Consider the following 11,617-nt stretch of genomic DNA (forward strand, 5'->3'; position numbering starts at 1 on the left):
CTCATCCTTGTCTGTTTGAAGTGTGCGATAGAGGGGTGGCAGGCGAGACCCCGTTCTCATCCTTGATTTGACGGATCGTGGCTCAGCCAGGGGCTCGCCTGCCGGGTACGACAGTTGTGTCGCCTGAACAGTTGCCAGGGGCGGTGACAGCCGACCCCGTATGACAAGGACAGGATTTTCTTCATGTCACACCCTGCTCTCGGCGTCGATATTTCCAAGACGCATCTCGATGTCTTCGATCCGCGTGACGGCTGCTTTCACCGGCTGTCCAATGATGCGGCAGGGCTCGATACCCTCTGTCTGCTGGCTCCCCCATCCATCGTCTTCGAGGCCACAGGCCCTTATGGCGAAGCGCTCGAACGGGCGATGAGCCAGGCTGGCGTGCGGATGTACCGGGTCAACCCGCGCCAGGCGCGCGAGTTTGCCCGCGCCTCTGGCGTGCTGGCCAAGACAGACCGTGTCGATGCCCGGCTCCTGTCGGCCATGGCCGGCCAGATCAGCCTGCCGGTGCACGTCCCACCCGCACCCGGCGTGCAGGTCCTGCGCGAGCTTCACGCCTACCGGCATGATCTTGTTGAAGCCCGAAAAGCCTGTCTCAACCAGCTCGAACGCTATCGCTGCGGCCCGCTGGTGCGGCGGCTGAAAGCCAGGATCGCAGGCCTGACCCGACAGATCGTCACCATGGACAAGGAGATCGCGGTCCATATCGAGGCCGATGACACCCTGGCTGGCCGGGCCCGCCTCATCGCCAGCGAACCGGGCGTCGGACCGGTCACAACCGCAGCCCTGCTCGCCTTCCTGCCAGAGCTCGGACACCTGGCCCGAAGACCCATCGCAGCCCTTGCAGGCCTTGCTCCCCATGCCCATGAAAGCGGAAGCTTCAGGGGAAAACGCCGGGTCTGGGGCGGGCGCGCAAGGGTGCGCGAAGCACTCTACCTCGCCGCCCTCTCAGCCTCGCGCCATCACCCAAGGCTCAAGCAGACCTACTGCGCCATGCGAACCGCTGGAAAACCTCCAAAGCTCGCCCTCATCGCTATCGCCAGAAAACTCCTCACAATCCTCAACGCAAAACTCAGAAAACATGACATCCAATACAGTTGCTGAGCGGCGTCGAAGGATGGGCGGCCTCGCATGCCCCTTGCGGCAAAGACCTGCGAAGGCAGGTCACCATGGCGGGGCGATCTGCTTTCTGTCCTGGAGGACCATTATCACCCTGGCCCCTGTCTTCACGGGTTTGTAGAGCGCGAGGCAGCGGGGTGTTGAGCGTGATCTTCCCACTCATCACGCTTAACCGCGCCGACGGCCTCAAGCGCGCACCTCCGGACGGTTAGACGGGCAGGATGGGCGAATGCTGGAGATGGGCCATCAGATAAGCCTGCGGCTCATCAAGTGTGACGGGTGTGGGGAACAAGCGTGGACTGCGGCGATTCTCGCTGCCCCCCAATCAGCTCAAAAAGTGCTAAAGATTACGCGATCTATTCACAAAAAGAGTGACGAGTGATGCGCATGCTCCGAGCATGAATATCGCGTCCTGTTCATCGATTTTTTCAGCAGTTTGGAAAACCTTGGCGTGTCTTATGCCTTCTTCGTCGCAGGTGTACCCATATAACTTGCTTATCGCATCTTTCAGGGCCGAATGAATTAGCTTGTTCTTTTCCAGCACTTTTATAGCAGCGCCAAGGGTTTTCTCACTTGGCGCTAATGTAACGCAAACCGATTCAACCGCATGAATGCTCTCCCTTATCGACGAAGACCACTCGCCATTTCGCAACAATTTGGCTGCTTCAGTTAAATGATGCGTGGCGCCATCGAACTGGTTGCCTCTTGCCGTGGAAAGGGCATCTTCGAACGCACTAGCTTGCTGATCATTCGCGAGAGGAACGATCTGGTCTGAATCCAAAATGCGATATGCTGAACGGGACATAGTGAAGCCCGCGGCCAATGAGTCGCCCAAATCGCTTGGACATAAGTCATGAGACAATATAAACTCCAAACAGTCGAAGAGCTTATCGTACGGTGCGTTTTCTAAGACATCTTTTATGATTCCTGCCGCCATATCTGCACTGACGGGGAATTCGTCTGACATTTTATGAAGTTCAATGATCCAATAATGGTGAATGATTGAATGCCATGGATCTCTAAGGCGGTAGTGCCCAGCTACGTAGGTATCCACAAAGCTTTGCTGGATGCTTCCGTACAACACGGCCCACAGAAACGCTCGCAACTGCTGGTTCACCTGACCCAGTTCAAGCTGGGAAGCACTCACTAGGCCATTTCGCTCCGAGAAACTTGGCATGGCTTCCTAAACATCCACCTCCGCCTCGAGCGCGTTCTCCTGGATGAAGTCGCGGCGGGGTTCGACGATGTCGCCCATGAGGCGGGTGAACATCTCGTCGGCATCGTCGGCGTGGGCGACCTTGACCTGGAGCAGGGTGCGGGCGTTTTCGTCCAGCGTGGTTTCCCAGAGCTGGTCGGCGTTCATCTCGCCGAGGCCCTTATAGCGCTGGATCTTCAGGCCCTTGCGCCCGGCTGCCAGCACCGCTTCGAACAGGCCGACGGGGCCGTAGACGGTGACTTCGCCGGCCTTGTCGTTGCGCAGCACGGACGGCTCGACATAGAGCGAGCGGATGTCATTGGCGATATTGTTGAGGCGGATCGCGTCCTGGCTCGCCAGCAGGGTCTTGTCGAGCACGGACTTCTCTTCCACCGAGCGGACCTCACGGCGCAGGATGAGATTGCCGTCCTCGAACTTGCCTTCCCAGGTGTCCTCGCCCTCTTCGGCGAGCAGGTTGAGCCGGTCGGCGGTCTTCTGGGCTTCGTCCTGCGAGGCGCCGGGGGCGAGTGCGCCGGCAATCGCGGCCTGCTCGACCATCGGGCCGGGCGCGCGCAGCTGCAGGCGCCACAGGGCCTGCTTGAAGCTTGCCGCCTTGCGGACATTCTCGCGCAAGTCCTCGGCCGCGATCTGCGTGCCGTCGGCGAGGATCAGCGTCTCGCCGGTCGTGCCCTCGCTGATGAGGTAATTGTCCATCTCCAGGTCGTCCTTGAGATAGCGCTCGGAGCGCCCGCGCGTCACTTTGTAGAGCGGCGGCTGGGCGATGTAGAGATAGCCGTTCTCGATCACTTCCGGCATCTGGCGGTAGAAGAAGGTGAGCAGCAGGGTGCGGATGTGGGCGCCGTCGACATCGGCGTCCGTCATGATGATGATCTTGTGATAGCGCAGCTTGTTGAGATCGAACTCGTCGCGCCCGATGCCGGCGCCGAGCGCCATGATCAGCGTGCCGACCTGGTCTGAGCTGAGCATCTTGTCGAAGCGCGCGCGCTCCACATTGAGGATCTTGCCGCGCAGCGGCAGGATGGCCTGGTTGGAGCGGTCGCGCCCCTGTTTGGCGGAGCCACCGGCCGAGTCACCCTCGACGATGAACAGCTCGGATTTGGACGGGTCCTTCTCCTGACAGTCGGCGAGCTTGCCGGGCAGGGAGGTGATGTCGAGCGCGGTCTTGCGGCGGGTCAGCTCGCGCGCCTTGCGGGCGGCTTCGCGCGCGGCGGCGGCCTCGACGATCTTCTGCATGATGTTATGGGCTTCCTTCGGGTTCTCCTCGAACCATTCGGAAAGCTTCTCACCCATCAGGCTCTCGACCACGGGGCGCACCTCGGAGGAGACGAGCTTGTCCTTGGTCTGGGACGAGAATTTCGGGTCCGGCACTTTCACCGAGAGCACGCAGGTCAGCCCTTCGCGCGCATCGTCGCCGGAAATCTCGACCTTTTCCTTCTTCGCCACGCCCGTCTCGGCGGCATATTTGTTGATGATGCGGGTCAGCGCGCCGCGGAAACCGGCCAGGTGCGTGCCGCCATCGCGCTGCGGGATGTTGTTGGTGAAGCAGAGCACCGTCTCGTGATAGCTGTCGGTCCAGGCGAGCGCGGCCTCGACCGTGATGCCGTCCTTCTCGCCGACGGCATAGATCGTATCCGGCGTCAGCGTCTGGCGCTGGCGGTTGATGTGCTCGACGAAGGCTTTGACGCCGCCTTCGTATTCCAGCACGGCCTCATAGGGCTCCGGCCCGCGCAGGTCGCGGAAGACGATGCGCACGCCGGAATTGAGGAAGGCCAGTTCCCGCAGGCGGTGTTCCAGCGTCTTGCGGTCATACTCGGTCATGGTGAAGGTTTCCGAACTCACCATGAAGCGCAGCGCCGTGCCGGTATAGGGCTTGCCGTCGGCGCGCGCGGGGCTGTCGCCCACTTCCTTCAGCGGCGCCTCGACCTGGCCGCCGTCGATGAAGCGGACATAGTGCTCCTTGCCCGAGCGGTGGATGCGCAGCTCCAGCCAGTCCGACAGGGCGTTGACGACGGAGACGCCGACCCCGTGCAGGCCGCCGGAGACCTTGTAGGAGTTCTGGTCGAACTTCCCGCCGGCGTGCAGCTGGGTCATGATGACTTCGGCCGCGGAGACGCCTTCTTCCTTGTGCGTCTCGACCGGGATGCCGCGGCCATTGTCGGTGATCTCGGCGGAGCCGTCCGGGTGCAGCGTGACGGTCACTTCGTCGGCGTGGCCGGCCAGCGCCTCGTCGATCGCATTGTCGACCACCTCGTAGATCATGTGGTGCAGACCGGAGCCGTCATCGGTGTCGCCGATATACATGCCGGGGCGCTTGCGGACCGCCTCCAGCCCCTTCAGGACCTTGATGGAGTCGGCGCCGTATTCGGGCATGTTTTCAGCTGTATCGGCCATATTGATCTGCCTGTTCTCGTGATTCGTCACAATTCTTTGAAATTATAGAGGATTCAAGCTCAAAAGGGAAATCTGGAGCGGGCGGATAAACGCCTTTGAATCAGGGTGTTATGGCCCCGTATGCAGTTGTTCGCGGGGGCGGTGCCGGAAAGCCACGCAAAAAGCCCGGTTTCCGGCGTCCGGCGGGGCGGAGGGAGAGGCGCATCTAGGGGTTTTAACGGATAGTGCGCGGGCGCGGGAGCGTGCATCTGGCGGGCATGAGACAGGACTGGCTTTCCTTCGCCCAGGCGGCCGTGCCGCGCTATACGAGCTACCCCACAGCGGTGCAGTTCCATAATGGCGTGGCCGCAGCCGAGGCATCCGACTGGGCCGGCATGGTGCGACCGGGAAAACCGATCTCGGTCTACGTCCATGTGCCCTTCTGCGAGCAGCTTTGCTGGTATTGCGGCTGCCATACCAGCGTGCCCAACGGCTATGAGCGGATCAGCCGCTATGTCGACTTCCTGCACCAGGAGGTCGACCTCTGGTCGCGCCAGCTCGGCGCGCATGGCGGGGTCAAGCATCTCCACTTCGGCGGCGGCTCGCCCAATGCGCTCTCGGCCAGCGATTTCGTGGGCCTCGTCAATCACATCGAAGCCGCCTTCACGCTGCGCCCGGATGCTGAAATCGCCGTGGAGATCGACCCGCGCGCGCTGACGCCGGAACGGATCGCCGCGCTCGCTATCAGCGGGGTCTCGCGGGCGAGCCTCGGCGTACAGACGCTGGCGCCGCATGTCCAGAAAGCGATCAACCGTGTGCAGCCGCAGGAGATGATCGAGACCACGCTGGAAGACCTGCGCAAGGCCGGCATTGGTGCGATCAACATGGACCTGATGTACGGCCTGCCGCAGCAGACCGTCGAGGATGTCGTCGAGGCCGCCCGCTTTGCGGCCAGTATGGGCACAGACCGGGTCGCCGTCTTCGGCTATGCGCATGTGCCCTGGTTTGCCAAGCACCAGCGCGCCATCGAGGCGGAAACGCTGCCCGGCCTGGTCGAGCGGTTCCATCAGGCCGAGGCGGTCGGCGCCACGCTGATGGCGGCCGGCTATAGCGCGATCGGGCTGGACCACTTCGCCCGCCCGGGCGACGAGATGGCCGTGGCGGCAAAAGCCGGCCGGCTGCGGCGCAACTTCCAGGGCTATACGACCGATCCGTGCGAGACGCTGATCGGGCTCGGCCAGTCGTCCATCTCGGCCTTCCATGAGGGCTATGTCCAGAACACCAAGGACCGCCGGGCTTGGGAAGCGGCCATCGCCAGCGGCGCTTTGCCGAGCGAGCGCGGGATCGACCTGGTCGGGGAAGACCGCCTGCACGCCCGCGCCATCGAAATGCTGATGTGCAATCTTGCCGTCGATGCGGCCGCCGTCTGCCGCGAAATGGGCGTCAGCGAAGACCGTCTCGACGCCTCGCTGGAGCGGGCCCGCCTGCTGGAAGCGGCCGGCCTGTGCGTCATCCGCGGGCGCCAGCTGGAGATTCCCGAAGAGGCGCGCGCACTGATGCGCACCGTGGCGCGCTGCTTCGATGCCTATGTGCCGGCCGAAGACGACGCGCCCCGCCACGCCAAGGCGGTCTGACGGGCAGGGCGGATTGCTAGAGGCCGGCTTCGGAATTCGGTGAATGGCCGGAATGGCCGATAGCGAGCGCGACATCGCCGACGCGCCAGTCCGTGTCGCGCACGACCCGCTCGGCTTCCTCGATCTGTTCCTGGCTCGGCTTGCGGTCGCCGGTCAGCGTCAGGAAGGCGTCGCCGAAGACGAGGTGGCCCACTTCGCGCAGGCGCACATCGGCAGCCTCGATCCAGTCGAGCGCATTCAGCCGGTCGCAGATGGCTTGGCGCAGTTTTTCGCCATTCGAGCCGAGCGGTTCCGGCGTGCGGTCGAGCAGCTGGGCGCCGGAATCCTTCAGGTTCGAGAAGCCGTCATGGATGATGCTGAACGAGATGAAGAGCGCGGCCACCGCGTCAGCCCACCAGAAGCCGAGCCCGATGCCAAGAATGCCGACAATCGCGGCGGCGGCCGTCTGCCAGTCGGCGGAATTCATCGCGGCGTCTGCATAGAGCGCCTTGTCGTTCAGCTTGCGCGCCAGCGGCAGTTTCATCCGCCCGAGAATGGCCGCCGGCAGGCCGGACCAGGTGAGCACGGCGATCATGATCCAGCCCATCCAGACGGTGGTGCCGAACATGTGCACGGTCGGGATGGTGGGCTTCTCCTGTTTGAGGAGCGCCATCGAGGAGTCGTACATCAGATAGGCGCCCATCAGGAAAAGCGCGAGCGAGCCGGCGAGATAGGCAATTGAGGAGGCGCGGTGGAAGCCGAAGGGGAAGATCTTGGAGGGCGCCTTGTGGACCAGCCGGATCGCGATCAGGAAAGAAAGCGGCGGGATCAGGCTGAGCGAGTCTTCCAGCCAGGCGGCCTTCATCGCCTGCGAGGCGCCCATGACGAGGTACATGACGCCGACGACGCTGAGCAGGTAGGCGAAGGTGATCCATTCCAGCAGGATGGCCTTGCGGCGCTCGGGCTGGAGTCTTTCGGGATATTCGTATTGCTGGGCGAGTCTCATGGGCGGCCCCCTTCAAGCGGCAGGCAGCCGGGCCGGGCCGGCAGGGCCCTGGTCAGCGCGGCATAGAGCGCGTTCTCGCCATGCGGTACGGCGAGGACATGGGTGGTCCTGGCGAGGGTGTCTCCGACCGGCGTGAGACCGAGTTCGGCCAGCCGGTATTTCTCGGCGGCGGCCGGGCCGGCGCCTTCGGACAGGTCCTGCACGCGCTCGACCGTCGCGCCGCGTTTCTCAACGCGATGGGCAAGGCCGCCGGCCCGTTCCACGCGCACGGTCAGGGCCTTGATATCCTTGTCGCTCAATGTCGGGGCGCCGGTAGCCGGTACGCCGATATAGGCCCTGCAGGTGGAGACCGGTTCGGAGAGGCTGACATGCTTTTTCCAGGGCGTCTTCTTCGTCAGGCCGGCGGCAACGATGTGAAGCTCGCCATGTTCGAGCGCCCGCAGCAGCGTGTCTTCGTCACGGTGGACCCACTCGATGGCGAGGTCTTCGCGCGCGGCGAAGGCGCGGATCAGGTCGGCCTCCACACCGGCCGGCTTGCCCTCATTCCATGCGATCCATGGCGGGGCATCGGCGACCCCGACTTCCAGCGCGTCCTGTTTTGCCTGTTCGAGCGACCCCCGGATATCGGCGGGGTAGCGGGAGCAGGCCGCGATACTGCCAGCAACAAGGAGCGCCAGCAGTATTCGTCCTGTCTTTCCGGTCATCATGCGGGCCAAACGCCCGTCATGCCGGCCTGTTCCGGTGTGTCAGGACGGCAGGTGCGGGCGCGTTAAGCCTGATTATTCGGGCTTCCTGCACAGGATGGCCGTCGGTACGATCAGGCCTGCCTGATAATTCTTCTTCAGATTGGCGGCCTTTTCCTTCGCCGTTTCGCCCATCACCAAAGCGAGGCTCATCGGCGATTTCGGCTGGCCGGCTCTGGCCTCCATCGCTTCGAAGAAGCGGTCGGCGATATCGTGGCGGGGCTGGGCTTTCTCGATGGCGAAGCCGGCGGCTTCGAGATGTTCCTCATAGCGCTCGGCCGGGCGCACGAAGCTGGTCGAGGCATCGCTCGCCCACGGGACGGGGAAGGTGAGCGGGGTTTCCGCATCCTCGCCGCGCATCACGTCATAGACGAGGAAGCGCGCGCCGGGTTTCAGCACGCGGAAGACCTCGGCGAAGAGCGAGCGCTTGTCCTCGATGTTCATGGCGACATGGAACATCCAGGCGGCATCGAAGGTCTCGTCCTTGAACGGGGTGTGGAGGGCGCTTTCCCGGTGCAGGGTGACCTTGCTGGTCAGTTTGAGCCAGGAGGTGATGGTCTTGCCGGCCTCGATGAAGCTGCCGGTCAGGTCCACCCCGTCCACCTTGCAGCCATACCGTTCGGCGGCATAGCGCGCGACCCCGCCCGTGCCGCAGCCGACATCGAGGGCGCGCATGGTCTCGTCGAGCTTCAGGCCCGGCATCAGCGCGATGGTGGCCGCGCGCGCGCCCATATGGAATTCCTCGATGGGGGCGAGGTCCTCACTGGTCACGGTTTCCGGCGACTTGCCGGCCGCGCCGAGGGCCCTCTCGACCTGCGCGAGCAGGTCGGGCCGGTTGTAATGATCGCTGACCGGACCACGCATGCCATGCCTCTCATTTGCTGGGTGCCCCCTGGACGGCTCAGACTTAATCATCCCGGCACAGCCGCTCAAGGCTTGTTGCAGGCGGCCCGCGACAAACCGTGATTTGAATTGACTTCACCCGGCGGACGTCGGATTCATTAACCATCATGGGGACGATGAACCGGCTCATTGCCCGCCACAGGGCGCAGATCAAGGACCGCGCGCGCCTGTCGCGCTATATGCTGGTCTTTGCCATCCTGGCGACGCTTGCCTGTTTCGCGACCTTCATCTCGACGCTCAGCGGGCGCTATCCGCTGCCGCTGGGCAGTGCCGTGTTTGCGCAGAACCCCGAGCGCATGCTGGGGGCGACGAATTTCTTCATGATGACGGCGGTCGGGGCCGCCCTGCGCATGTGGCGGTTCCGCCAGATGCGGGTGAAGATGATGATCGCCGAGGCCTTCATCCGCGAAGGCGATGACGAGACTGCGATGAAGCTGATGCTGGAGCCGGTCTTCGGCGATGAGGTCTGGCAGGACGGGACAGAGGCGGCCGGTGCGCCGCGCACACAAGAGGTAGCGGCATGAACGACTCGTCGCACGAGCCGAGGGTGACCTCCGCAGACCTGCTGGCGGAGTTGCGCGAGGAGCAGCAGAGCTTCCGCTTCCTGATGACGGCGCTGGCCGCGATCATCGGCATGGCGGCGGTGATTGTCGCGGGCAGTGTGATCTATTTCTTCATGGAGCTGTCGGGCCTGAAGTCGCAATATGCCGAGCAGACCCGGCTGAACGAGATGAACCTGCGCATCGTGGCCGGCGAGGCCGGGCGCCAGCGCGAGTCGACGCAGTCGGCGCTTGTCGCGATCCGCGAGGAGAATGAGGCCGCCCGCCGCCAGGCGGGGCTCGCGCGTGAGATTCAGCGTGCCGATTCCGTCACCCAGGTCGCCGGCTACAAGCAGAATGCGCTCGAGCTCGCCCAGAAGCATTTCCTCGGCATCCCGCTGAACGAGGTGACCTCGCAGGTCGTCGCCATCGTGCTGCGTGCCGATGGCAGCGATGGCGAGTTGCTGGCCCCGGACGAGCGCCTGCTGTTGCAGGCCGCGCTCGACGATTGGGGCGGGCAGAACATGGATGCGGTGCGCGCGGCCATGTCGGAGCTTTACGATTCCGGCAGCACGCTGGAAATGAAGGCGCGCGGCGCGGCCGGGCTGGCGGCGCTGGAATATCGCGCCGCGGATGAAAAGTCGCTCGGCTGGAACCGGGGCTGCGCGACCGTGGTCGACTATGTGAACCAGGCCCAGGCGCGCGGCCTGCAGGCGCCGATGCTGCTGCTCTGGAAGGGCCAGTGCCTGAGAAAGCGCGGCGATGCGCTGACAGCCTATGAGGCGTTCAGCAAGGCCGCCGCCATGCTGGAGGGCGGCGAGCATGAAGAGACCCTGCTGAATGCCCAGATGGCGCATCACGGCGTCGGCACGACGCTGGTGGCGCTCGTCGCCAGCGAGCAGCTGCCCGAAGGCGAGGACTCCGAAGCCGCGCTGCAGGAGGCGCTCGGTGAGCTGCGGGAAGCCGCCCGCATCCGGGCCGAGCGCGGGGCGACACCCGTGGGCGTGGCTTATACGGAAGAAAATATCGGCTTCATCCATGTCCTCGACGGGGACTGGCCGGCCGCGCTCGAACATACCGCCGGCATCGACCGGATCCTGCCGCTCGCCTGGAACCTCACCGTGCGCCACATCGCGGCGATGGAGAATGAGAAAGCGTTGATCGCGGCCGGGGCCTCGCGCGACGAGATCCGGGAAATGGAGACCGTCCAGACCGACACCGCCCTGGTGCTCGGCCTGATGGAATGCACCCAGATCGACCGGCCGGAGCTGAAACGGCTCTTGCCGTCCAAGTATGGACGCACGGTGGATGAGCTGTCGCGCCATTGCGATGCGGATGCTGGCGGTCAGCCTTAAAGCTTTCGGGGTGGGGCCGGTTCAGCCCGATGCCTCGATTGCATCGCCATCCCTGACCTCGAAGCCCTGGGCGCGGTCGCCGAAGGCTTCGAAGAGGAAGCTTTCCGTGCCCGTCAGCCAGGCCTGCCCGCCCAGGTCGCAAAGCTCGTCGAAGAGGGCGGCGCGCCGGTCGGCGTCGAGATGGGCGGCGGCTTCATCCAGCAGCAGGATGGGCGAGGGGCCTTCGCCGCCTTTGGCAAGCGCGGCCGCCGAAGCAAGGATCAGCCCGATCAGCAGCGCCTTCTGCTGGCCGGTCGAGGCGTCGCCGGCGGGCATGCCGGTCGGGCGGTGAATGACGGTGAGGTCGGTGCGGTGCGGGCCGGAGAGGGTGCGCCCGGCGGCCATGTCGCGTCGCCGGCCTGCCTGATAGGCCTCGCTCAGGCGTTCGAAAATGGTCTTGAAATCCTCGCCCTCCATGGCCGCCTGTTCGGCCTCGCCGGCGAGCGACAGGTCGCCTTTCGGGAAGAAGCCTTCGGGTCTGCCGTCGACGGCCGCCTGCAGGGCTTCGAGCACGCTTGCGCGGTTGATGGCGATTTCGGCGCCGGCCTCGGCCATGCGCGTCTCTATGGCGTCGGCCCAGGCCGGGTCGACATGGCCGCGCTCCAGCAGCGCGTTGCGCTCGCGCATGGCGCGTTCATAGCGGGCCGCCGCGGTGCCATGGGCGGGCACATGCGCCATGACCTGCCGGTCGAAGAAGCGCCGCCGGTCGGAGGC

Annotated in this window: 9 protein-coding genes and 1 pseudogene; 4 read left to right on the plus strand and 6 right to left on the minus strand. The window is 64.4% G+C overall.

Translation table 11 applies throughout. The features are described from left to right. The first annotated feature begins 183 nt into the window (after positions 1-183). Complete coding sequence (locus B8784_RS11105; RefSeq protein WP_084396516.1) at positions 184-1,104, plus strand: transposase; 921 nt, start codon at positions 184-186, stop codon at positions 1,102-1,104. 355 nt (positions 1,105-1,459) lie between these two features. On the opposite strand, the gene B8784_RS11110 is transcribed toward B8784_RS11105, so the two are convergent. Then, entirely contained in the window at positions 1,460-2,296 is an 837-nt protein-coding gene (locus B8784_RS11110; protein WP_084398026.1) for an AbiJ-NTD4 domain-containing protein, read from the minus strand. Positions 2,297-2,302: 6 nt separating this feature from the next. Beyond that, positions 2,303-4,726 (minus strand): DNA topoisomerase (ATP-hydrolyzing) subunit B, encoded by a 2,424-nt coding sequence (gyrB, locus tag B8784_RS11115; RefSeq protein ID WP_084398027.1) that lies wholly within the window; start codon positions 4,724-4,726, stop codon positions 2,303-2,305. Between the two features lie 257 nt (positions 4,727-4,983). On the opposite strand from gyrB, the gene hemN reads away from it, so the two are divergent. Next, positions 4,984-6,339, plus strand: a complete 1,356-nt coding sequence (gene hemN, locus B8784_RS11120; protein ID WP_084398028.1) for an oxygen-independent coproporphyrinogen III oxidase — start codon at positions 4,984-4,986, stop codon at positions 6,337-6,339. Between the two features lie 16 nt (positions 6,340-6,355). On the opposite strand, the gene B8784_RS11125 is transcribed toward hemN, so the two are convergent. From B8784_RS11125 to B8784_RS11135, 3 genes are all read right to left on the minus strand, one after another. Then, a complete protein-coding gene (locus B8784_RS11125) occupies positions 6,356-7,324 on the minus strand; it encodes a cation diffusion facilitator family transporter (RefSeq protein ID WP_084398029.1) in 969 nt (322 codons plus the stop codon). Further along, positions 7,321-8,031 carry a substrate-binding periplasmic protein gene (locus tag B8784_RS11130; protein ID WP_084398030.1) on the minus strand — a complete coding sequence of 237 codons (711 nt, stop codon included), beginning with the start codon at positions 8,029-8,031 and terminating at the stop codon, positions 7,321-7,323. The genes B8784_RS11125 and B8784_RS11130 overlap by 4 nt, the downstream gene beginning before the upstream one ends. Before the next feature lie 72 nt (positions 8,032-8,103). Beyond that, the gene (locus B8784_RS11135) at positions 8,104-8,931 is read right to left on the minus strand and encodes a class I SAM-dependent methyltransferase (protein ID WP_158085659.1); all 828 of its coding nucleotides are present in this window, start codon (positions 8,929-8,931) and stop codon (positions 8,104-8,106) included. A 155-nt stretch (positions 8,932-9,086) separates the two neighbouring features. Between B8784_RS11135 and B8784_RS11140 the strand changes: the two genes are divergently transcribed. Continuing rightward, positions 9,087-9,494, plus strand: a complete 408-nt coding sequence (locus B8784_RS11140) for a hypothetical protein (protein WP_143435438.1) — start codon at positions 9,087-9,089, stop codon at positions 9,492-9,494. Further along, on the plus strand, positions 9,491-10,864 hold the full coding sequence (locus tag B8784_RS11145) for a hypothetical protein (RefSeq protein WP_084398033.1): 1,374 nt from the start codon (positions 9,491-9,493) through the stop codon (positions 10,862-10,864). The genes B8784_RS11140 and B8784_RS11145 overlap by 4 nt, the downstream gene beginning before the upstream one ends. Before the next feature lie 21 nt (positions 10,865-10,885). Here B8784_RS11145 and B8784_RS11150 read toward each other — a convergent pair. Further along, positions 10,886-11,617: pseudogene (locus B8784_RS11150) on the minus strand (DNA replication/repair protein RecF); the annotation flags it as partial.

The sequence above is a fragment of the Henriciella aquimarina genome (assembly GCF_002088975.1).
In the GTDB taxonomy this organism is placed as follows: Bacteria; Pseudomonadota; Alphaproteobacteria; order Caulobacterales; family Hyphomonadaceae; genus Henriciella; species Henriciella aquimarina.

Bases quoted from the DNA above. Each gene is read 5' to 3' on its own strand.
- B8784_RS11105 (WP_084396516.1), top strand. From the start codon at position 184: ATGTCACACCCTGCTCTCGGCGTCGATATTTCCAAGACGCATCTCGAT.
- B8784_RS11110 (WP_084398026.1), bottom strand. From the start codon at position 2,296: ATGCCAAGTTTCTCGGAGCGAAATGGCCTAGTGAGTGCTTCCCAGCTT.
- gyrB (WP_084398027.1), bottom strand. From the start codon at position 4,726: ATGGCCGATACAGCTGAAAACATGCCCGAATACGGCGCCGACTCCATC.
- hemN (WP_084398028.1), top strand. From the start codon at position 4,984: ATGAGACAGGACTGGCTTTCCTTCGCCCAGGCGGCCGTGCCGCGCTAT.
- B8784_RS11125 (WP_084398029.1), bottom strand. From the start codon at position 7,324: ATGAGACTCGCCCAGCAATACGAATATCCCGAAAGACTCCAGCCCGAG.
- B8784_RS11130 (WP_084398030.1), bottom strand. From the start codon at position 8,031: ATGATGACCGGAAAGACAGGACGAATACTGCTGGCGCTCCTTGTTGCT.
- B8784_RS11135 (WP_158085659.1), bottom strand. From the start codon at position 8,931: ATGCGTGGTCCGGTCAGCGATCATTACAACCGGCCCGACCTGCTCGCG.
- B8784_RS11140 (WP_143435438.1), top strand. From the start codon at position 9,087: ATGAACCGGCTCATTGCCCGCCACAGGGCGCAGATCAAGGACCGCGCG.
- B8784_RS11145 (WP_084398033.1), top strand. From the start codon at position 9,491: ATGAACGACTCGTCGCACGAGCCGAGGGTGACCTCCGCAGACCTGCTG.